The sequence below is a fragment of the Mesorhizobium sp. M7A.F.Ca.US.008.03.1.1 genome (assembly GCF_003997495.1).
Classification (GTDB): domain Bacteria; phylum Pseudomonadota; class Alphaproteobacteria; order Rhizobiales; family Rhizobiaceae; genus Mesorhizobium.
Map to the genome: position 1 here is coordinate 172,307 of NZ_RZRU01000003.1, position 21,852 is coordinate 194,158.

Annotated in this window: 21 protein-coding genes; 10 read left to right on the forward strand and 11 right to left on the reverse strand. The window is 63.2% G+C overall.

Annotated elements, in window-relative coordinates; genetic code table 11:
• Window positions 1-295 precede the first annotated feature (295 nt).
• From EOA16_RS06370 to EOA16_RS06410, 8 genes are all read left to right on the forward strand, one after another.
• Window positions 296-1,072 (forward strand): DeoR/GlpR family DNA-binding transcription regulator, encoded by a 777-nt coding sequence (locus EOA16_RS06370; protein ID WP_127256443.1) that lies wholly within the window; start codon window positions 296-298, stop codon window positions 1,070-1,072.
• A 297-nt stretch (window positions 1,073-1,369) separates the two neighbouring features.
• A complete protein-coding gene (locus EOA16_RS06375) occupies window positions 1,370-2,026 on the forward strand; it encodes a DedA family protein (protein WP_127256444.1) in 657 nt (218 codons plus the stop codon).
• 75 nt (window positions 2,027-2,101) lie between these two features.
• Window positions 2,102-3,013 carry a LysR substrate-binding domain-containing protein gene (locus EOA16_RS06380; protein ID WP_127256446.1) on the forward strand — a complete coding sequence of 304 codons (912 nt, stop codon included), beginning with the start codon at window positions 2,102-2,104 and terminating at the stop codon, window positions 3,011-3,013.
• 218 nt (window positions 3,014-3,231) lie between these two features.
• On the forward strand, window positions 3,232-4,386 hold the full coding sequence (locus tag EOA16_RS06385; protein ID WP_127256447.1) for an ABC transporter substrate-binding protein: 1,155 nt from the start codon (window positions 3,232-3,234) through the stop codon (window positions 4,384-4,386).
• 166 nt (window positions 4,387-4,552) lie between these two features.
• A complete protein-coding gene (locus EOA16_RS06390) occupies window positions 4,553-5,563 on the forward strand; it encodes an ABC transporter ATP-binding protein (RefSeq protein ID WP_127256449.1) in 1,011 nt (336 codons plus the stop codon).
• A gap of 223 nt (window positions 5,564-5,786) precedes the next feature.
• Window positions 5,787-6,752: an ABC transporter permease gene (locus tag EOA16_RS06400; RefSeq protein WP_127256452.1), complete on the forward strand. Its 966-nt coding sequence runs from the start codon at window positions 5,787-5,789 to the stop codon at window positions 6,750-6,752.
• Window positions 6,742-7,557 carry an ABC transporter permease gene (locus EOA16_RS06405; RefSeq protein ID WP_127256454.1) on the forward strand — a complete coding sequence of 272 codons (816 nt, stop codon included), beginning with the start codon at window positions 6,742-6,744 and terminating at the stop codon, window positions 7,555-7,557. Before EOA16_RS06400 ends, EOA16_RS06405 begins: the two co-directional genes overlap by 11 nt.
• 103 nt (window positions 7,558-7,660) lie before the next feature.
• Window positions 7,661-9,088 (forward strand): gamma-aminobutyraldehyde dehydrogenase, encoded by a 1,428-nt coding sequence (locus tag EOA16_RS06410; RefSeq protein WP_127256455.1) that lies wholly within the window; start codon window positions 7,661-7,663, stop codon window positions 9,086-9,088.
• A gap of 125 nt (window positions 9,089-9,213) precedes the next feature.
• Here EOA16_RS06410 and EOA16_RS06415 read toward each other — a convergent pair whose 3' ends face one another.
• The 10 genes from EOA16_RS06415 to EOA16_RS06460 form a co-directional block, all read right to left on the reverse strand.
• On the reverse strand, window positions 9,214-9,528 hold the full coding sequence (locus EOA16_RS06415; protein ID WP_027039679.1) for a hypothetical protein: 315 nt from the start codon (window positions 9,526-9,528) through the stop codon (window positions 9,214-9,216).
• Between the two features lie 55 nt (window positions 9,529-9,583).
• Window positions 9,584-9,946 (reverse strand): nuclear transport factor 2 family protein, encoded by a 363-nt coding sequence (locus tag EOA16_RS06420; protein WP_127256457.1) that lies wholly within the window; start codon window positions 9,944-9,946, stop codon window positions 9,584-9,586.
• A gap of 84 nt (window positions 9,947-10,030) precedes the next feature.
• Window positions 10,031-10,510: a carboxymuconolactone decarboxylase family protein gene (locus EOA16_RS06425; protein ID WP_127256458.1), complete on the reverse strand. Its 480-nt coding sequence runs from the start codon at window positions 10,508-10,510 to the stop codon at window positions 10,031-10,033.
• Between the two features lie 107 nt (window positions 10,511-10,617).
• Window positions 10,618-12,171, reverse strand: a complete 1,554-nt coding sequence (locus EOA16_RS06430; protein ID WP_127256460.1) for an alpha/beta fold hydrolase — start codon at window positions 12,169-12,171, stop codon at window positions 10,618-10,620.
• A 109-nt stretch (window positions 12,172-12,280) separates the two neighbouring features.
• The gene (locus tag EOA16_RS06435; RefSeq protein WP_127256462.1) at window positions 12,281-12,592 is read right to left on the reverse strand and encodes a formate dehydrogenase subunit delta; all 312 of its coding nucleotides are present in this window, start codon (window positions 12,590-12,592) and stop codon (window positions 12,281-12,283) included.
• Window positions 12,582-13,412: a formate dehydrogenase accessory sulfurtransferase FdhD gene (gene fdhD, locus EOA16_RS06440; RefSeq protein WP_127256464.1), complete on the reverse strand. Its 831-nt coding sequence runs from the start codon at window positions 13,410-13,412 to the stop codon at window positions 12,582-12,584. The genes EOA16_RS06435 and fdhD overlap by 11 nt, the downstream gene beginning before the upstream one ends.
• A gap of 2 nt (window positions 13,413-13,414) precedes the next feature.
• Entirely contained in the window at window positions 13,415-16,327 is a 2,913-nt protein-coding gene (gene fdhF, locus EOA16_RS06445) for a formate dehydrogenase subunit alpha (protein ID WP_127256465.1), read from the reverse strand.
• 10 nt (window positions 16,328-16,337) lie between these two features.
• On the reverse strand, window positions 16,338-17,894 hold the full coding sequence (locus tag EOA16_RS06450) for an NADH-quinone oxidoreductase subunit NuoF (protein WP_127256467.1): 1,557 nt from the start codon (window positions 17,892-17,894) through the stop codon (window positions 16,338-16,340).
• Window positions 17,891-18,370 carry a formate dehydrogenase subunit gamma gene (locus tag EOA16_RS06455; protein ID WP_127256469.1) on the reverse strand — a complete coding sequence of 160 codons (480 nt, stop codon included), beginning with the start codon at window positions 18,368-18,370 and terminating at the stop codon, window positions 17,891-17,893. Before EOA16_RS06455 ends, EOA16_RS06450 begins: the two co-directional genes overlap by 4 nt.
• Before the next feature lie 175 nt (window positions 18,371-18,545).
• Window positions 18,546-19,460, reverse strand: coding sequence for a LysR family transcriptional regulator (locus tag EOA16_RS06460; RefSeq protein WP_013528010.1), 915 nt, complete (start codon window positions 19,458-19,460; stop codon window positions 18,546-18,548).
• 151 nt (window positions 19,461-19,611) lie between these two features.
• Here EOA16_RS06460 and EOA16_RS06465 point away from each other — a divergent pair, with 151 nt between their 5' ends.
• Both EOA16_RS06465 and EOA16_RS06470 read left to right on the forward strand, forming a co-directional pair.
• Entirely contained in the window at window positions 19,612-20,253 is a 642-nt protein-coding gene (locus EOA16_RS06465) for a DUF47 domain-containing protein (protein ID WP_013528009.1), read from the forward strand.
• 3 nt (window positions 20,254-20,256) lie between these two features.
• Window positions 20,257-21,261 carry an inorganic phosphate transporter gene (locus EOA16_RS06470; protein ID WP_127256470.1) on the forward strand — a complete coding sequence of 335 codons (1,005 nt, stop codon included), beginning with the start codon at window positions 20,257-20,259 and terminating at the stop codon, window positions 21,259-21,261.
• 11 nt (window positions 21,262-21,272) lie between these two features.
• Here the strand turns inward: EOA16_RS06470 and EOA16_RS06475 are convergent, their stop codons facing one another.
• Window positions 21,273-21,650, reverse strand: a complete 378-nt coding sequence (locus EOA16_RS06475; protein ID WP_127256472.1) for a VOC family protein — start codon at window positions 21,648-21,650, stop codon at window positions 21,273-21,275.
• Window positions 21,651-21,852 lie beyond the last annotated feature (202 nt).

Genomic DNA, 21,852 nt, shown 5'->3' on the forward strand with positions numbered 1-21,852 from the left:
CGCACCGCACCGACGAGCCCCTTGGCCAGGTTTTTGAGCCCGGCATCCGCCCCCGCGGATCTGAAAATTCCTTGTACAGGCACGTTCCCAAACGGCCTGACCACTGAGTTGCGTCTCTGCCCCCAGTCGCAGATCTGAAGCCTGTTGATGTCCTTGATTTCACGCCAGGGTTGCCCGCTTGTCAATAAAAAGGTGTGACTTTTTTTGGGTATTTTGCCCGAAAGCATAAGGTATTTCCTTTAAAAGCACTTGAATTACCTTAGAATCGGTCAGGAGCATCAGTTCGGGAAACCAGATGGCCCAGTCCAAACGACACGGCGAGATCCTGCGGCTCCTGCAGGAAGAGGGCACCGTCACCATCGCCAGTCTGGCCGATCGGCTGGGCGTGTCGCTCGAGACGGTGCGCCGCGACGTCAAGCCACTGACTGGTGATGGCTCTGTCCTCAAGATGCATGGCGCCATCGGTCTGCCGTCGATGATCGGCGAAGCGCCGTTCGAGCGGCGCATGCGTGAGAACGCCGACGCCAAGCGCGTCATTGCCCGCATGGTCGCCGCCACCATCCGCGACGGGGAATCGATCATGCTCGACACCGGAACGACGACCTCGTTCCTTGCGCGTGAACTGCTCGGCCACCGGCGCCTGACGGTCGTCACCAATTCCTCGGACATCGCCCGCACGCTGGCCACCATCAACGGCAATAAGGTCTATATGGCGGGCGGCGAGCTGCGCAGCGATTCCGGCGCTGCTTTCGGCGCCTCGGCGATCGATTTTGTCAGTCGCTTCTCGGTCAGCCCCGCCATCATTTCCACCGGGGGCGTCGACGCGGTGATGGGCGTCATGGATTTTGATCTGGATGAGGCCGAGTTCGCCCGCATGGTGCTGTCGCGCGGCCAGCGGTCCCTGGTCATCACCGATCACTCGAAATTCGGCCGTCTTGGTCTGGTCCAGGTCTGCGGCTTCGACAGCTTTTCCGAACTCGCCACCGACCGCTCGCCGCCGCACGACCTGGCTGCCGCCCTTGCACAGGCCGGCGCGCGGCTTAGCATCGCCGGCGAGGAAGCCGGGTTTTAGCCAAAGACCAGCGATTGGTGGGCGCAGACGCCCGCAAAGGTGCCACCGAACGATATTTGCGGATGTCGAATACGCTTCGTCCGCGCCGAGGCGCAATGTCCACGCAATCCATTCGCGGCAAACAGAACCAATCGGTGCGCGATTCGCCTTGTGTGCCGGCGCCAAGGCGTCGGACCCGACATATGCAACAGATTTCGGGTCCGACGCTGACGGCAGCAAATGCCACGCCGACCGACCGAAGCGTTGGATCCAGGATGAAGGTTGCCTGATGCTTTGTCTTTTCTCAAGGGATGGACCGTGGCACCGTTCGGTGTTGGCGTCACCATGGCGCTTGGCATGACGGGGCCGCTGGCAGCCATCCTCGGCTTCGGTCTGTTGGGCGTTTTCTGCCTCGCCTTCACCGAAAAGATCCTGCCAATTCCGCCCTCGCACGTGCTGCTGCTGTTCCTCGGCATGACGGCGGCGCCGGATGGTTCGACGCTGGCGATCCTGCTGTTGGTGACGACGCTCGCGTCCGCCAGCGGCTGTCTTGTCTGGTATGCGGTCGGCCGCCGGGTTGGACCCCACCGTGCCGACAGGCTGATCGAGCGTTTCGGCAAATACGTCTTCCTGCGCCACGCCACCTACCGCAGGCTCGGCCAGGCATACCGGCGCAATCACATCCGGGTTTCCTTGCTGGCGCAGTTCATCCCGACTGTGCGCAATTATCTGCCGATCGCCGCCGGCGCGCTCTGCCTGCCGGCCTTGCCCTTTGCGGCCGCGACGCTGCTCGGCGCCACGCTCTGGAACGCCGGTTTTCTCGTCACCGGCTATCTGCTGCGCGGCAGCGGCCAGGATTCGTTCACGGTGGGCCTGCGCATCATTGTCATTGTCGTAGCACTGGAGACGGCATTCATGCTTGCGCTGCGCTATGGCCCCGCATGCCGGCGGCGCATCAGGGAGGCGCTCGGCTGAGCACCTGCTCTCTGTCATGGGATAAGCTCTGCAGTCGGCTTTCCTTCGCTCGGTCGCCGGTGTTTAGTCCGGGCCATGGCTTTCACCATCCGCCAGCTGCAGTTCTTCATCGCCGTGGCCGAGCAAGGCACGGTCTCGGGCGCCGCTCAGAACCTCTCCATCTCGCAATCGTCGGTCACCGAAGCGATCAAGGAACTCGAAAGCGATCTTGGCGTCGAACTGTTCGAACGCCATCCGCGTGGCCTCAACATTACCCACAAGGGCCACCAGTTCCTGCGCCACGCGACGAAAATCCTCGCCGACGTTTCCGACGCGCGCCGCTCTTTCTCGGGCGAGCAGACGGTGGCGGCCGGCCGGCTGCAGCTCGGCGTCACCTCGCTGGTCGCCGGTTATGTGCTGTCGGATCTGCTCGCCCGCTACCGCCGTGCCTATCCCGGCGTCGAGGTCTCTGCCATCGAAGACAATGGCGATTATCTCGAACACCTCCTGATCGGCGGCAAGCTCGATATTGCCGTCATGGTCACCTCCAATTTGCGCGACCGCACCGCGTTGCAGTCGGAAATCCTCGAAGTCTCGGCCTATCGGCTGTGGCTGCCGCTCGGTCATCCGCTCGTCGGCGCCGACATCATCAGCATTGGCGACATTGCCTCCGAAACGCTGATCATGCTGACCGTCGACGAGATCGAGGAAAACACCGGCAAGCTGCTGACGGCGATCGGCGCCAAGCCGCATGTCGCCTTCCGAACCCGTTCCGTGGAGGCCGTGCGCAGTCTCGTCGCCACCGGTGCCGGCGTGGCGCTGCTGCCCGACCTCGTCTACCGGCCCTGGTCGCTGGAAGGAGACCGCATCGAATCGCGCGATATTTCCGGCTCCTTGCCGGTGGTCCAGGTGGGCATGGTCTGGCGGCGCGGCTCCGGTCTGCCGCAGGCGGCACGCGATTTCATCGGCCTTGCCCAGTCGCAACGGACGGTGCGTCAGCGTCTCTGAGAGACCGACCGTCGACCTATCGGAAAAACCGATATCGCCCTTCTGATAAATGAATTTGCGAAACCGGAATTTTCAAAGCACTTTCGATTCAGGGACCAAAGTCGCCATCAGAGCGGCATCAAGCCCACGGACGAACTGACAGTTTTCAGTCCGCGCGTGACCCCTAACGAAGACCGAAACCGGCTTTCAGGGTCAGGCGCCTAAATGGGAGATCGACAATGAATTCATTCCTGAAGTCGTGCACTGCTCTGACAGTCGCGCTGACCTTTTCCGGTCAGGCCGTCGCCCAGGTCAAGGAACTCGGCACGGGCGAAGGCCAGGTCAACATCGTTGCCTGGCCGGGCTATATCGAGCGCGGCGAAACCGACAAGGGCTATGACTGGGTGACCTCCTTCGAGAAGGAGACCGGCTGCAAGGTCAACGTCAAGACCGCCAACACCTCCGACGAGATGGTCTCGCTGATGAATGAGGGCGGCTTCGACCTTGTCACCGCTTCGGGCGATGCCTCGCTGCGCCTCGTTGCCGGCAAGCGCGTGCAGCCGATCAACACCGATCTCATCCCGAGCTGGAAGACGGTCGACGAGCGCCTCAAGGATGCGCCGTGGTTCACCGTCGGCGGCGCCCACTACGGCGTTCCTTACCAGTGGGGTCCCAACGTCCTGATGTACAACACCGAGGTGTTCAAGGAGGCTCCCAAGAGCTGGAACATCGTCTTCGAGGTAATGAAGCTGCCTGACGGCAAGTCCAACAAGGGCCGCGTCCAGGCCTATGACGGGCCGATCCACATCGCGGATGCCGCCAATTATCTGATGTTCCACAAGCCGGAACTCGGCATCAAGGACCCCTACGAACTGAACGAGGACCAGTACAAGGCTGCACTGGAATTGCTGCGCGTCCAGCGCACGCTGGTCGGCCGCTATTGGCACGACGCCGCCATCCAGGTCGACGATTTCCAGAACGAAGGCGTCGTCGCTTCCGGCTCGTGGCCATATCAGGTCAACACGCTGGTCGCCGCCAAGAAGCCGGTCGCGTCCACCATCCCGGAGGAGGGCGCCACCGGTTGGGCCGACACCACGATGATGGAGGCCGACGCCGCCAACCCCAACTGTGCCTATATGTGGATGGAACATTCGCTGTCGCCCAAGGTGCAGGGCGACGTCTCGGCCTGGTTCGGTTCGCTGCCCGTCGTGCCCGCCGCCTGCAAGGGCAATGAGCTTTTGACCGACGAGGGTTGCAAGACCAACGGCTACGAGAACTTCGACAAGATCAAGTTCTGGAAGACGCCGGTGTCGAAATGCGCCACCCAGAACGATCAGTGCGTGCCCTACTACCGCTGGGTATCCGACTATATCGGCGTCATCGGCGGGCGGTGAGCGCTCTTACCCTCCCCCTCGTGGGGAGGGTCGACGCATAGCGTCGGGGGGCTGCTCGGCGTTTTTCGAGGCACCCCCATCCGCGGCTTCGCCGCGACCTCCCCACAAGGGGAGATAGGACGTCGCGCGACATCAACACATCAAACCGGCAACGGACTGACAGCCCATGACCTCCGCCGTCTCCTTCCAGAAAGCCTCGCGCCATTTCGGCAGCGTGCGCGCTGTCGACGCGGTCGATCTCGAGATCGCGCCGGGGGAATTCTTCGCCATGCTCGGGCCGTCCGGTTCCGGCAAGACGACGTGCCTGCGCCTCATCGCCGGCTTCGAGCAGCTGACATCGGGTTCGATCTCGATCTTCGGCGAACGCGCCGAAGGCGTTCCTCCCTATCGCCGCAACGTCAACACCGTGTTCCAGGACTATGCGCTGTTCCCGCATCTGAACGTGCTCGACAACGTCGCCTACGGGCTGATGGTCAAGGGCGTCGGCAAGGCTCAGCGGCACAAGGCGGCGGAAGAGGCGCTGTCGCTGGTGCGGCTGCCCGGCTACGGCGCTCGCCGCCCCGGCCAACTGTCCGGCGGCCAGCGCCAGCGCGTGGCACTCGCCCGTGCGCTGGTCAACCAGCCAAAGGTGCTGTTGCTCGACGAGCCGCTCGGCGCGCTCGACCTCAAATTGCGCGAGAACATGCAGGAGGAGCTGAAGTCGCTGCAGAAGGCGCTCGGCATCACCTTCGTCTTCGTCACCCACGATCAGGGCGAAGCGCTGTCGATGGCCGACCGCGTCGCCGTCTTCAACGATGGCAAGATCATGCAGATCGGCACGCCCGAGGATATCTACCAGCGGCCGAAGACCCGCTTCGTCGCCGATTTCGTCGGCTCCTCCAACGTGCTGCCACCGGATTTCGTGCAGCGCTATTCCGGTCAGCATCGCTGGGGGAGTCTTCGCCCTGAATCCATTCGCGTCGGCCGCGCGGCCAGCGGGGCCACAAGTGGCGAAGGTGTGTCCGCCCGCCTCGTCTCGACCAATTATCTCGGCGCCACGACAAAGCTGGCGCTCGACGCCGACGGCCTGCGGCTGCACGCCATCGTGCCTGCCGGCACGACCTTGCCGGCAGAAGGCGAAGCGGTCGTGCTCACCTTCAACCGCGAGCATCTGCATCTGATGGATGAGCCGGCATGAGGATGGTTTGCGCACAGCACCCCCCTCTGTCCTGCCGGACATCTCCCCCTCAAGGGGGGAGATCAGTAGCCTCCCCACCTCGCCAATTCTGCCACGTAGGAAATTGGCGAAACCCGAATGGACAGCCAATCTCTCCCCTTGAGGGGGAGATGTCCGGCAGGACAGAGGGGGGCGCCGTAGAGCGCTATCTGTCTCATGATCTCCCGCAATACAGAGCGGCCCCATGACAATCGCCGCGCTCAACCCAAATCCCGTCCCAGCCATCCTGCCGGGTAGCGGCGGTCTGCGCGGCGCGCTGTCGGACCTTTTCTGGCGCAAGCCGAACGTCCTGCTGCTGCTCATGCTGCTGCCGCCGGTGCTTTGGCTCGGCATCGTCTATATCGGCTCGCTGTTTGCGCTCCTGGCGCAGAGCTTTTTCTCCATCGACGAGTTTTCCGGCCTCATCAACCGCGAGTTCACGCTCAAGACCTATGGCGACCTGTTCCAGGCCGCCAATCTCGACATCATCCTGCGCACGGTGACGATGGCGGCCCTGGTCACGCTGGCCTCGGCCGTCATCGCTTTCCCCATCGCCTATTACGCGGCGCGCTATGCGCGCGGCCGCTGGAAGGCCTTGTTCTATCTCGGCATCATGCTGCCGCTGTGGTCGAGCTATCTGGTCAAGATCTATGCCTGGAAGCTGATCCTGGCCAAGGAGGGTATCCTCACCTGGCTGCTCGCCAAGCTGCATCTTTTGTGGGTGCTCGACGCCTGGCTGTCGCTGCCGGTCGTCGGCGGCAATTCCCTGTCGGTGTCGTTCACTGGCACCTTCATTGTCTTCGTCTATGTCTGGCTGCCGTTCATGATCCTCCCTGTTCAGGCGGCGCTCGAGCGCGTGCCCGGCAATCTGGTCGAGGCCTCGTCCGATTTGGGGGCCTCACCGGGACAGACCTTCCGCAACGTGCTGTTCCCGCTGGCGTTGCCGGGCATTGTCGCCGGTTCGATCTTCACCTTCTCGTTGACGCTCGGCGACTACATCATCCCGCAGATCATCGGCACCTCGCGGCTGTTCATCGGCCAGGCGGTCTATTCGCAGCAAGGCACCGCCGGCAACATCCCGCTCGCCGCCGCCTTCACGGTGGTGCCGATCGTCATCATGGGGTTCTACCTCTGGGGCGCCAAACGCATGGGGGCCTTCGATGCGCTCTGATGGTTCCCAGTCGGCTCCGCTCGGCCTGAAGGTAGCCGCCGCCTGCGGCCTGTTGTTCCTGCACCTGCCGATCCTGCTGATCTTCGTCTATGCCTTCACCACCGAGGAGAAGAGTTTCGTCTGGCCGCCGCCCGGCCTGACGACGCAGTGGTTCGCTGTCACCTGGAACCGGCCTGATGTCTGGCAGGCGCTGTCGCTGTCGGTCAGGGTGGCTGCCATCTCGACGGCGATCGCGCTCGTCCTCGGCACGCTCTGTTCGGCGGCGGTGTCGCGGACAAAATTCTTCGGCCGCGAAACCATCTCGCTGCTGGTCATCCTGCCGATCGCGCTGCCCGGCATCATCACCGGCATCGCGCTGCGCTCGGCCTTTTCGCTGGCCGACATCCCGTTCTCGTTCTGGACGATCGTGCTCGGCCACGCCACCTTCTGCGTGGTCGTCGTCTACAACAACGCCGTCGCCCGTTTCCGCCGCACCTCCGGTTCGCTGATCGAGGCCTCGATGGATCTCGGCGCCGACGGTTTTCAGACTTTTTGCCATGTCGTGCTGCCCAACATCGCCACGGCGCTGCTTGCCGGCGGCATGCTGGCCTTCGCGCTGTCTTTCGACGAGGTCATCGTCACCACCTTCACCGCCGGCCAGCAGCAGACGCTGCCGATCTGGATGCTGGAAGAGCTGATCCGTCCGCGCCAGCGCCCGGTCACCAATGTCGTGGCCATGGTCGTCATGCTGGTGACGCTGGTGCCGATCCTTGCCGCCTATTACCTCACCCGCGACGGCGACCAGATCGCCGGAAGCGGGAAATGAAAAACAGCGAATAGGGAGGTAGCGAATAGCGAATAGGGAAGATCGACGTCAAACTCTACTCGCTTCAGCTACTCCCTATTCGCTCCTGCCAAAGGAGAATCCAATGGACACCCAGATGCTGATCGGCTCGAAATTCGAGAAGGGCACCGAAACCGAGGAGCTGATCCTCAATCCAAGGACCGGGGCGACCATCCTTAACCTGCCTGAGGCCAGCCAGGCACAGATCGAGGCGGCGGTCACTGCCGCCGAACAAGCGTTCGCCACGTGGTCGCGCACCACGCCGGCGCAGCGCTCCGGCTATTTGCTGAAGATCGCCGACCGCATCGAGGCCGCGGCACAAGAGTTCGCCACGCTCGAGGCGCTCAACTGCGGCAAGCCTATCAACGCTGTGCTCAATGACGAAATCCCGGCGATCGTCGACTGCTACCGCTTCTTCGCCGGCGCCGTCCGTTCGATGCCGGGCGTCGTCGCTGGCGAATACATTCCCGGCCATACTTCGATGGTCCGCCGCGACGCCATCGGCATCGTCGCTTCCATCGCGCCGTGGAACTACCCGCTGATGATGATGGCCTGGAAGCTGGCGCCGGCGATCGCCGGCGGCAACACCGTCGTCTTCAAGCCGTCCGAGCAGACACCGCTGACGGCGCTGAAGCTGGCAAAAATCCTTGCGGACATCCTGCCCGAAGGCGTGGTCAATGTCGTGCTTGGCCGCGGCGACAGCGTCGGCAACACGCTGATCAACCATCCCAAGGTCAACATGATCTCGATCACCGGCGACGTCGCCACCGGCAAGAAGGTGCTGCAGGCAGCCGCCAAGTCGGTCAAGCGCACGCATCTCGAGCTCGGCGGCAAGGCGCCGGTCATCGTCTTCGACGACGCCGACCTCGGCGCGGTGGTCAATGGGCTGCGCGCCTTCGGCTACTACAATGCCGGCCAGGACTGCACTGCCGCCTGCCGCATCTATGCCGGCAGGAAGATCTACGACAAGCTCGTCGCCGACCTGTCCTCGGCCGTCTCGACCATCAAGTACAATCACCCCGACGACACCGAAAACGAGATCGGACCGCTGATCTCCCGCCGCCAGCGCGATCGGGTTTCCAGCTTCGTCGAGCGCGCCTCGGAGCTGAAGCACATCGAGATCACCACCGGCGGCAAGCCGGGTGAGGGCTCCGGTTTTTACTACCAGCCGACCGTGGTTGCCGGTGCCCTTCAGGAAGACGAGATCGTGCGCCGCGAAGTATTCGGGCCGGTCGTCTCCATCACCCGCTTCTCGGAGGTCGACGAGGCGGTGAGCTGGGCCAATGATAGCGACTATGGCCTAGCGTCATCCGTATGGACCAAAGACGTTTCGCGCGCCATGGCGACGGCCGCCCGCCTGCAATATGGCTGCACCTGGATCAACACCCACTTCATGCTCACGAACGAGATGCCGCATGGCGGGTTGAAGCAGTCCGGCTACGGCAAGGACATGTCGCTCTATGCGCTGGAGGACTACACCGCCGTGCGGCATGTGATGGTGGCGCATGGTTGAGAAGTGGTCCGCGTAGCGGACGAAAAGCCAATTGCTTGGCTTTTCGAGCTTCGAACGCCCTGAGCCTGCGAAGGGCCGGGCGTGGCTATTTTCCCTTCTCCCCGTTTTTACGGGGAGAAGAGTCGCTACTCCACAATGCGATAAATATTCCACAGGCTGGTGCCCGACACGACATAGGGCTCGATCTCCTTGCCCCATTTGGCATGCGCGTCGATCTTGCCGATCTTGGCGAAGAAAGCCTCCAACTGGGCCAGGCTTTCGACCTGGTGATGGGATTCGACCGTCGCCTCCCGCGCTCCGATAGAACCGGTCATGATCTGGAACTCCAGCTCGGCGAGGCCGACTTGTGAGCCGATCTCGCGTTCCCATTTCTTCAACAGGTCGAGCACGGTCTGCTTGTGTCCGAACTTGGCGTCGATCTGCCATCTGGCGCTGAACATCGTCTTCTCCTCCAGGTTTGCGGCCCAGGCCGCGGTTGATCAACCAGCTGTTGACCTACTCGTCCCAGGCCTGCACGACGGTCTGCCTTGCGATCCGCCCGTTCTTTAACTCCAGCATCGCCGCGCAGAACACCTTGGTCCCGTCCGGATAGGCGCAGGCCTGGGTGAAGGCGAGGCTGTCGCCGTCGGCGATGGTGGTGTCGACCTTGTGGGTCATCGCGCGGCTGCAGATGTCGTCCCAGAATGTGGTGATCGCCGCGCGCCCGCGAATTTCACGCGGCTTGCTCGGCGGGTTGTTGCGGTCGATCACCCGCACCAGCGCGTCGTCCGCATAGAAGCTCGACAGCATCTTGCCGTCACGGGTTTCGATGGCCCTCTTGATCGCCGCGCCATCCACTGTTTGGGTCTTGATCAGCATGTCATCCTCCATTGGCCCGTCTTCCGACCGGGCGGTTGATGATCGAAGTTGCTGCCCGGCGCTCGTCGCCGGGCAGGGTTTTCTTTACTGCGACTTCGTCTTGACGGCCGCGAACACGTCGTCGGTCTGCTTCTTGAAGGTCATCAGATCGACTTGGCTGCCGTTAAGCATCGTCGACCAGTGACGCACGATCGCGGACATCGCCACCGCCTCCTTGATCTCCTCGTCGCTGGCGCCGTTGAGCTTGGCCGCTTCGGTATGGAAATAGATGCAGTACTGGCATGGGATCTGCGCCGCGACGGCGAGGCCCAAAAGTTCCTTGGTCTTGCCGTCAAGCGCGGTCTTCGGGTTGAGCTGCACGCCCTTGATCTCGGCCCAGGCGCCGGCGACGGCAACATCCGGCAGCGTCTTGAACATGTCCGGCACCGAGCCGAGCGTTGCCTCGATGTCCTTGTAGGCGGCCGCCGCGGACGCGTCCTCGGCCTTTGCCGGAGCGATGGCGAACAACGCGCCCACGCTTACAGCGATCACAAGCAATTTGAGTGTCCGGTTCGAAGTCAGCATTTCCTCCTCCGTTCGCAGCACCTTTCCGGCGACATCCGCCCGGCCTGCATGGGGGAATTGATAGCGCCTAGCGCCCTCGGCCGCTTCCCCCGAAAGCGCCATGGCTCTCATGGCCCGTCCGGGCCAGGGTGCCTGGCCGAGAAAGCCGCCGCCGCCGCCCGTGACGGCAGGTCCAGCTTGAGCAGTATGTTGGCGACATGGCGCTTGACCGTGTGTTCGCTCAGCCTCAATTCGGCGGCGATCGCGGCATTGCTCTTGCCGTCGGCGACGAGGCTCACCACCTCGCTTTCGCGCGCCGTCAATGCGGCCGGCTCGGCAGCCTTGGGTTTGGGCCTGCAGGCGGGTTCCAGATGCTGTTCGGACGTCGCATGGACCAGCGCCAGCGGCTCCTCCAACTCGTCGACGCTGATGCGCCCGGCGTCGGTGAAATGCAGGCCCGACCCAGCCGCCAGATCGGCGATGAGACGCGACGCGATAATGTCGCCGCGCCCGGCATGGGCGGCCAGTTGCATCGCCACCCGCGCCGTCATCCCAACGGGCGGACCGCGCACTTCGATCTCACCGACATGCGCCCCTTGCGCGCTTGCCACGCCGATTTCCTGCGCCGCCTCCCGCAGCGATGCCGCGCAGCGTATGGCGCGTGCCGGGCCGTCGAAGCGCGAAATCATCAACTCGCCATGCAGGCCCGCCGAACGCCCGCCATGGCGCCCGACCAGCAGCCGCCAGGTTTCCTGGAAGCGTTGGCTGCGTTCGCTCCACATCCGGTCGCCAAGCCGCGCCGTGTCGTAGATGCGTGTCACCAGAAGTGCCGCCAGCACGCGGTCCACTTCGCCCACGGCGCGCTCGCCGGTCAGGAATTCCTCGATCAGGTCGGCCACCCCATCGACATCGCCGGTCCAGATCGGATGGTCGCGTCCGGGAATCTCGACAAGCCGGGCACCGGCGATCTTCTGTGCAAGGAAGCGGCTGGCATCGGGGTCGACCCGCGCATCGTTGCGGCGATGTATCACAAGCGTCGGCGCGCTGATCACGCTCAGGATATGGCGGATGTCGACGTCGGCATTCATGCGCGCCAGCGCCGCCGCCGCCGTCGGGCTCGCCGACAAACGTTCGAAACGTGCCCACCACTGAGCGAAATGCGCGTCGTCGACCCGGCTCGGCGCGAAATGGGGCAGCGTGGCGCCGGTGCCCCAGGCTGTCTCCGCCATCGCGATGAAAGCCTTGAGGCGTTCGGGCGACATCACCCATTTGTGGAAATGCGCATAGCCGCCATAGAGCGCCAGCGCCCGCGTCCGCTCCGGATAGGTGGCGGCGAACAGCATCGCCATCGGCGCGCCTTCGGAGGAGCCGAGCAGCGCCGCACGGCCGCTGCCGGCGGCGTCCATAACCGCGCGCACATCGTCCATCCGCGTTTCGAGACTGGGCAGGTTATGCGCGTCGACGCGGTCGGAAAGACCGGTGCCGCGCTTGTCGAACAGGATCAGCCGCGAGAATGCCGAAAGCCGCCTCAAGAGCCTGGTGTAGCCCTCGTCTTCCCAGTGCAGGTCGAGGTTGGAAATGTAACCCGGCACGAAGACGAGATCGAGCGATCCCTGCCCGACCACCTGATAGGCGATCCGCACATCGCCGCTACGGGCGTATCGCGTCTCGATCGGCCTCACGAGATTTCCACCCCGGCCTGACGATTTCTGGTCGTCGAACCATAGCAGAACGGCGCGGATTGCGGCAGTTTAAACTCGAAGACGAATATAAGCCGGCGCGGCTTGGCGGCTATGCCTGCGAGGCAGCGACGTCGGCAGGGGAGGGCTCGAGTCCGAGTTTGAGGTCGGCCGCAGCCGGCGTGATCGGCCGCTTGATCCTGGCGGAGGCGGCCACCACCAACTCGTTGAAGTTCCCGCTGCCGTCGTCCAGCATCTCGAAGAACTGCCGCCGCATCCTCGGCTCCCAGAACTTGTTGATGTGCTCGGCGACGCCGGCAATGCCTTCCTCGCGCGGCTTGGAATGGAAGAAATCGGCGATCTGGTTTGCCATGCGCACCAGCTTCTCGGCGGTGCTCATAATGTGTTCTTCGTCATGCGACATGCTTGGCAACTCCGTAAACCACCCGGTCGGAGTGGGTGAAAATATCAAAATCGTCGCCGCGAACCAGCGCCACCAGCGTCATGCCGGCCTCTTGCGCCGTGCGGATGGCAAGTGCGGTCGGCGCCGAGACGGCGATGATGAAGGCCGAGCCGATAGAAGCCGTCTTCTGCACCATTTCAACCGAAACCCTGGATGTCACCACGACAGCACCGGATGCGCCATCAATGCCGGCTTTGGCCAGCGCGCCGGCCAGCTTGTCGAGCGCATTGTGACGGCCGACATCTTCGCGCGCCATGACGATGCCCTTGCCAGGCACATAGAAACCGGCGGCGTGCACCGCTCCGGTCTCGGTGTGCAGCGGCTGCACTTTCGACAAAAGCTTGACCGAGGCGACGATGTCATCGGCGTCAAGTGTAAGTTTGGACGCACCGACCGCGTCGACCGAGCGCATCGCTTCCTCGATCGATTCGATGCCGCAGAGCCCGCAGCCGACCGGCCCCGCGAGCCTTCGCCGCCGCGCCTCGAAGCGTGTGTTGGCGGTGTCCTTCAGCCGGATCTGGATGTCGATGCCGGCGCCATGGTCCTCGACCTCGATCGCTTCGATCTCATCCTGTAACGAGATGATGCCTTCGGTCAGCGAGAAGCCGAGCGCGAAATCCTCGAAGTCGGCCGGGCTCGCCATCATCACGGCGTGGGTGGTGCCGGCAAAGGAGAACGCCACCGGCGTCTCTTCCGGCACCATCCGGTCGGTAGCGGTCGTGCCTACCGCGCGGCGCGCCAGCCGCGATACTTGGGTCGTGGCTTTGCGGCGCGCGCTCAAGACTACTCCGCCGCTTCCAGCTTCGCGATGCGACGGCTGTTGCGTGCCTGCTCGTCATAGTCGCGTTGCCATTCCGATGGCCCGTTGGAGGCGCCGACCTGCACCGCCGTCACTTTGTATTCCGGACAGTTGGTCGCCCAGTCGGAGAAGTCGGTGGTGATGACGTTGGCCTGCGTGTCCGGATGGTGGAAGGTCGTGTAGACCACGCCGGGCGACACCCGGTCGGTGATCAGCGCGCGCAGCGTCGTTTCGCCCGAGCGGCTGGTCAGCCGGACCCAGTCGCCGTCGCGCAAGCCGCGGTTCTCGGCATCGTGCGGATGGATCTCCAGCCGGTCCTCCGAGTGCCACATGCTGTTGTCGGTGCGCCTGGTCTGCGCGCCGACATTGTACTGGCTGAGGATGCGGCCGGTGGTGAGCAGCAGCGGGAAGCGCGGCCCCGTCCTCTCGTCCGTCGCCACATATTCGGTGCGGATGAACTTGCCTTTGCCACGCACGAACGCATCGATGTGCATGATCGGGGTGCCGAGCGGCGCCTTCTCGTTGCAGGGCCATTGCACGGATCCGACGCGGTCGAGCAGCTCGAAGGAGACGCCGGCGAAGCTCGGCGTCGTCATCGCGATCTCGTCCATGATCTGCGAGGGATGCTCATAGTTCCAGTCCAGCCCGATGGCGCGGGCAAGCTCCTGCGTCGCCTCCCAATCGGCGTAGCGCGCCTTCGGCTCAAGAACCTTGCGCACCATGTTGATGCGGCGCTCGGCGTTGGTGAAGGTGCCGTCCTTCTCCAGGAAGGTCGAGCCCGGCAGGAAGACATGCGCGTAGTTTGCCGTCTCGTTGAGGAAAAGGTCGTGCACGACGACGCATTCCATCGCGGCAAGGCCGGCGGCGACATGCTTGGTGTCGGGATCGGACTGCAGAATGTCCTCGCCCTGGATGTAGATGCCCCTGAAGCTGCCGTCGACGGCGGCATCCAGCATGTTGGGGATGCGCAGGCCGGGTTCGTCGTCCAGCTTCACGCCCCACAAGGTCTCATAGATGTCGCGCACGGCTTCGCCGGAGATGTGGCGATAGCCGGGCAGTTCGTGCGGGAAGGAGCCCATGTCGCAGGAACCCTGCACGTTGTTCTGGCCGCGCAACGGGTTCACGCCGACGCCGGGCCGGCCGATATTGCCGGTGGCCATGGCGAGATTGGCGATTGCCATCACCGTGGTCGAACCCTGGCTGTGTTCCGTCACGCCGAGGCCGTAATAGATCGCACCGTTGCCGCCGGTGGCGTAGAGGCGGGCGGCACCCCGGATCAACTCGGGATCGACGCCGGACAATTTGCCGACGGTTTCGGGGCTGTTTTCCGGCAAGGCGACGAACGATGCCCAATCCTGGAACTCCGTCCAGTCGCAGCGTTCGCGGATAAAGGCTTCGTCGAACAGGCCCTCGGTGACGATCACATGCGCCAGCGCCGTCAGCACGGCCACATTGGTGCCGGGCTTCAGCGGCAGGTGGTAATCCGCTTCGATATGGGCCGACTTGACCATCTCGGTGCGGCGCGGATCGAGCACGATCAGCTTGGCGCCCTGGCGCAGCCGCTTCTTCAGCCGCGAGGCGAACACCGGATGGGCGGAAGCCGGATTGGCGCCGATGATGACGGCGACGTCGGTGAAGTCGACGGAATCGAAATCCTGCGTGCCGGCCGAGGTGCCATAGGTCTGGCCGAGTCCGTAGCCCGTCGGCGAATGGCAGACGCGTGCGCAGGTGTCGACATTGTTGTTGCGAAAACCCTGCCGCACCATCTTCTGGACGAGATAGGTTTCCTCATTGGTGCAGCGCGACGAGGTGATGCCGCCGATCGCGGTGCGCCCGTACTGGTACTGGATGCGGCGGAATTCCTTGGCGGTATGGGCGATCGCCTCTTCCCAGCTCACTTCGCGCCACGGATCGGTGACCTTTTCGCGGATCATCGGCGACAGGATGCGGTCCTTGTGGGTGGCATAGCCATAGGCGAAACGGCCCTTGACGCAGGAATGGCCGTGGTTCGCCTTGCCCTCCTTGTAGGGCATCATGCGAATGACCTCGTCGTCCTTCACCTCCGCCTTGAACGAGCAGCCGACGCCGCAATAGGCGCAGGTGGTGACGGCCGAGCGCTCTGGCAGGCCCTTTGCAAGCACGGTCTTCTCACGCAGCGCATCGGTTGGACAGGCCTGCACGCAGGCGCCGCAGGACACGCATTCCGAATCGATGAACGCCTCGTGCATTCCCGCCGAAACCCGGGATTCGAAGCCTCGTCCCTCGATGGTCAGCGCGAAGGTGCCCTGCACCTCTTCGCAGGCCCGCACGCAGCGCGAGCAGACGATGCATTGGGAGGCATCATAGGTGAAATAGGGGTTGGATTCGTCGCGGGCGATGTAGTCGACCGCCAGCGAGCCATGGCCGGGCGCCACGCCACCTTCCGGCTTGACGTGGTTGCGGCCCTCGATGCCGTAGCGGTTCTCGGTCAGGCCGATCGACTTCGCCACCGCATCGAACTCGCTGGCGCCGGTTCCGGCCTGTTCGTTCCAGCCGGACGGATGGTCGGAGACGTAGAGCTCCATGACGCCGCGACGAATGGCATCGAGCCGCTCGGTCTGCGTACGCACGATCATGCCTTCGCCGACGGGCGTCGTGCAGGAGGCCGGCGTGCCGCCGCGCCCTTCGATCTCGACAAGGCAGACACGGCACGAGCCGAAAGAGTCCAGCATGTCGGTGGCGCAAAGCTTCGGAATTTCGACCCCGCCTTCCATCGCGGCACGCATGATCGAGGTGCCTTCCGGCACGGTGATGCTGCGCCCGTCGACGTTCAGCGTGACCTGCTTCTGCGCCTTCGATTGCGGGGTTCCGTAATCGATCTCTTCGATGAGAGCGGGGAAGTCGGCCTTGATGTTCATCTGCCAGCTCCTATTCGGCAGCCACGCGCACAGGCGCTGGCTTGAAGTCGTCGGGGAAATGGGTGATCGAGCTCATCACAGGGTAGGGCGTGAAGCCACCCAGCGCACAGAGCGAGCCGAATTTCATCGTGTTGCAGAGGTCGGTGACCAGAGCGAGGTTCTTCTCTGGCTCGATGCCCGCGGCGAGTTTGTCGATGGTTTCGACGCCTCGCGTCGAGCCGATGCGGCAGGGCGTGCACTTGCCGCAACTTTCGATGGCGCAGAACTCCATGGCGAAGCGCGCCTGTTTCAACATGTCGGCGGTGTCGTCGAACACCACGATGCCGGCATGACCAATCAGCCCGTCCTTGGCTGCAAAGGCTTCATAATCGAATGGCGTGTCGAACAGCGTGCGCGGGAAATAGGCACCGAGCGGTCCGCCGACCTGCACTGCCTTCACCGGACGCCCCGTGGCCGTGCCGCCGCCGATCTCGTCGACGATCTCGCCCAGCGTCATGCCGAAAGCGGCTTCGAACAGCCCGGCATATTTGACATTGCCGGCGATCTGGATCGGAATCGTGCCGCGCGAGCGGCCCATGCCGAAATCCTTGTAGTAGGCCGCACCCTTGTCCATGATGACAGGCACGGATGCGAGCGAGATGACGTTGTTGATCACCGTCGGCTTGCCGAACAGCCCCTTATGCGCCGGCAGCGGCGGCTTTGCCCGCACCATGCCGCGCTTGCCCTCGAGCGAATCGAGCAGCGCCGTCTCCTCGCCGCAGACATAGGCGCCGGCGCCGACCCGGATCTCCATGTCGAACGCGTAAGGCGACCCCATCACGCTGGCGCCAAGAACGCCGGCCTTGCGCGCGACATCGACGGCCTTGTTCATCACCGCCACCGCATGCGGATATTCCGAGCGGACATAGACGAAGCCCTTCGTCGCGCCCGTGGCTATACCGGCGATCGTCATGCCCTCGATCAGCACGAAGGGATCGCCCTCCATGATCATGCGATCGGCGAAGGTGCCTGAATCGCCTTCGTCCGCGTTGCAGACGATGTATTTGCGGTCGCCTGATGTATCGAGAACCGTCTTCCACTTGATGCCGGTCGGGAAGCCCGCGCCACCGCGCCCGCGCAGCCCGGATTCGGTTACTTGCGCGACGATGGCGGCAGGCGTCAGCCCCAGCGCGTTCGTCAGTCCATTCAACCCGCCATGTTTCTTGTAGGATTCCAGCGACAGCGGATCCGTGACGCCGCAGCGCGCGAAGGTCAGCCGCGTCTGCTTGGCGAGGAAGGGGATCTTGTCCGGTGCGCCCAGCCAGCGCTTGTGATGGCCACCGGTGAGGAAGCCGCCGTCGAACAGGCTTTTGACGTCGGACGGCTTTACCGGCCCATAGGCGACGCGGCCATTGGCTGTCGCAACTTCGACCATCGGTTCGAGAAAATAGGCGCCGCGCGACCCGTTGCGCACGATCTTGGCCTCGATGCCGCGCTCGGCGAGTTCACTTGCGATCGCCTTGGCGACCTTTTCCGCGCCAAGCGCCAGTGCACCGGAATCGCCGGGAATGTAGATACGCGGGATCATGAGCGCACCTCGGCAACGATCTCGTCGAGCTTCTCGTCATTGAGCCGCCCGATCACTTCGCCATCGAGCATGGCGGCGGGCGAACAGGCGCACAGGCCGAGACAATAGACCGGCTCCAGCGTCACCGAACCATCGCGGGTCGTTTCATGAAAGCCGATGCCCAGCAGCTGCTTCAGCTTGGCGGCGATGGCGTCCGAACCCATCGACTGGCAGGATTCCGCCTGACAGAGCTTCAGCACATGGCGGCCTGCCGGGTGGCTTCGGTAATCGTGATAGAAGCTGACGACGCCGTGCACCTCGGCCCTGGAAATGTTCAGCGCCTCGGCGATGACCGGCAGCGCATCCTTGGGCACATGGCCGAACTCTTCCTGGATGCCGTGGAGGATCGGCAGCAACGGGCCTTCGAGGCCCTTCAGCTCCTGGATGATCGCGGCCGTGCGCGACGTAATCTCGGTACTTGCAGGCTGCATTATCATGCAGCGCCCTCCCTATCGTAGCGACCCATCATATCGGCCAAAAGCATCAAGCTGTTTTGGAACAACGACATGCGCGTGCCGCTTTATCGCTAAGTGCTTAAGAAACCAGAGAAAACCTCTGAAATCAATAAAGCGGTTTCGTTGTACGATAGAAATTTTCTATCGCTCCTCTTGACTAACCCTGTCTAGCGGAACGGTTGGCATGAAAATCGTCCGCCAGCGCCATTGCCTCGTCCAGCAGCGCCGAGACCAAAGGTGTGTGGGGTTCGCGTGGTGTCGCCACCAGGCCGACCGTGTGGCTGGCATCTGGCTCGATGATCGGAATGGCCCGGATCGGCTCGGAAAAACCGAATGTTTCCGCAAGGTTGAGCGGCATGATCGACGACCATTTGCCGGTGCGGATGTGCGAAAACAGCACGATCATCGAATTGGATTCCAGCGTCGGTCGCACCTGCACGCCGGCTTCGGCCAGATGCTGGTCGATGATGCGGCGGTTCTGCATGTCCGGCGTCAACAGGCACAACGGCAGGCTTGAGAGCTCCGCCCATGTCACTTTGTCGCGGTCGGAATAGGGATTTCCCATCGCGGTGATCAGTTGGTAGCGCTCGTCGTAGAGCGGCACGCTGGTCACCCGCCCCAGCGGCTCGTTGTCGAGATAGGTGATGCCTGCATCGATGTCGAAATTGCCGAGCAGCGACAGCACCTCGATCGAGGTCCGCGACAGCACCGAAAAGGTGACGCCGGGGTGCTTTTCGCGAAACGGCGTCGTCAGCCGCGGCAGCATGGCGAGCGCCGTCGGGATGGCGGCGATGCGGATACGGCCGGAAAGTCCGTGGCGCGCCGCACGCATTTCCTCGCGCATGGTCCTGGTGTCGCCTACGATGCGGCGTGCCCACACCAGCACCTGTTTTCCCTCCGGCGTCAGCCCCTGGAAGCGTGAGCCGCGCAGGACCAGCATGACGCCAAGCTGGCCTTCCAACTGCTTGATGCCGGCCGAGAGCGTCGGTTGGGTGACGCCGCACACCTCCGCCGCCCGGCCGAAATGCTCCTCCCTGGCGAGCGCGATGAAGAATTCCAGCTTGTCGATCATGCGATTTTTCCGGTCGTTCGCTGCAAGGTCGGGGAAATTGTGCTCTACCGCAAGCACCACGCACAATTGCCCGGCATCCACACCTTTAAGCCGGCTACCTGTTTCCCGCGGCGCGATGCGGCGCTATGTGGATGAAACTGGGAGATCGACCATGCTGGGCTGGTTCCGCAAGCTGTTGCCGCGCGAAGATCGCTTCTTCGATCTGTTCGAACGACATTCCCGCACCGTGGTCGGCGGCGCCGAGGCGCTGGAGCAGCTTCTCCAGGGCAGGGATATCGACCTCTGGTGCCAGAAAATCATCGATCTCGAAGACGAGGCCGACCACATCACCGCGGAAGTGCTGCTGGCGGTGCGGCGCTCCTTCATCACGCCTTTCGATCGCGGCGACATCAAGGACCTGATCCAGTCGATGGATGATGCCATCGATATGATGCACAAGACGGTCAAGACGGTGAAGCTGTTCGAGCGCAAGGAGTTCGATCCGCTGATGCAGGAAATGGGTGGCGTCATCGTCGCCGCCGCCAAGCTGGTGGCCGAGGCGATCCCGCTGCTCAACAAGGTCGCGACGCATACTGTGCGCCTCAACGCCATCGCCGAAGAGGTGATGCGCGTCGAAAGCCGGGCCGACGACCTGCACGAGCAAGGGCTGAAGGATCTCTTCAGGAAGCACGGCAGCAGCGATCCGATGGCCTATATGATCGGCAGCGAGATTTATGGCCAACTGGAAAAGGTGGTCGACCGCTTCGAGGACGTCGCCAACGAGATCAGCGGCATCGTCATTGAGAATGTCTAGGTGATGGAAGCAACCATTGCCTTTCCCGTGCTGGCCGGCCTCGTCGCCGTCGCGCTGTTCTTCGATTTTCTCAACGGCCTGCACGATGCCGCCAATTCCATCGCCACCATCGTTTCCACCCGGGTGCTGCGGCCGCAATATGCGGTGCTGTGGGCGGCCTTCTTCAATTTCATCGCCTTCATGTTCTTCGGCCTCCACGTTGCCGAGACCGTGGGCAAAGGTATCATCGACGTCAGCATCGTCACCCCGGCGGTGATCTTTGCAGCCCTCGTCGGCGCCATTGTCTGGAACATCGTCACCTGGATCGCCGGCATCCCGTCGAGCAGCTCGCACGCGCTGATCGGCGGCCTGGTCGGGGCCGGTGTGGCAAAGGCAGGCGCGGGCGCCATCGTCTGGACAGGGCTCGGCAAGACGGTTGCGGCAATCGTCGTGTCGCCGGCGACCGGTTTTGTCCTGGCGCTCGTCCTGATTCTCGTCGTTTCCTGGCTCTTCGTGCGCCAGACGCCGTTTGCGGTCGACAGCACCTTTCGCGTCATGCAGTTCTTTTCCGCCTCGCTCTATTCCCTGGGGCACGGCGGTAATGACGCCCAGAAAACCATGGGCATCATCGCCGTGCTGCTCTATTCGCAAGGCATGCTCGGCGAAAAATTCTACGTGCCGCTGTGGGTCGTGCTCACCTGTCAGACGGCACTGGCGCTCGGTACGTTGTTCGGCGGCTGGCGCATCGTCCACACCATGGGCTCGAAGATCACCCGACTGAACCCGATGCAGGGTTTTTGCGCCGAGACAGGTGGGGCGATCACGCTGTTTGCCGCGACATGGCTCGGCGTTCCCGTATCGACCACGCACACCATCACCGGCGCCATCATCGGCGTCGGCGCCGCTCGCCGCGTCTCGGCCGTGCGCTGGGGCATTGCCGGCAACATCGTCATTGCCTGGATCGTCACCCTGCCGGCCACCGCTTTGATTTCGGCGCTCACCTACCTTGCGGTTGGCCTGGCAAGGTGACGTGAAGAAATCTATCTGTCCACAAGGTTCAGGATGTTGCCGTCCGGATCCTTGAACCAGGCGACCTTCATTCCGTAACCGACGTGGAGATCGCCCTCCAGCGTCAGGCCCGGCATCTGATAGTGTTCGAAGGCGACGCCCTTCGACTTCAGCGCCTTGACGATATTGCCGATCTCGTCGCCAACCATCCAGGTCACCGCTGTCGCCTTGTTGGTTCCGGCAAATTGGGAATGATAGACGTTGAGGGTGGTATCGCCGCTTTTGTATACGATCAGTTCACCGCCCTCATCGTGCACCTGCTTCAGGCCAAGCATTCCCTCATAGAAAGCCTTGGCTTTCGCGAGATCCTTTACCGCCAGATTGGCCGTTGCGTTGCTGTTTGCGAGCATGGTCGCCTCCTTCTCTGATTGTGGGTCCCGTGCCGGTTAAGATAGGTCTCCTCGACTGTTTGACGACTGTCGGCTGGCCTGATTGATGGCCGCACTGGCACCCGATCATCTGGAAGACGTTTGATGCTGATGAAATCCGACAGGCCCCATCGTTTTTCCGGGCACGCCAAGGCAGCCATTGCTCCACGGCTTGGTTCTGTCC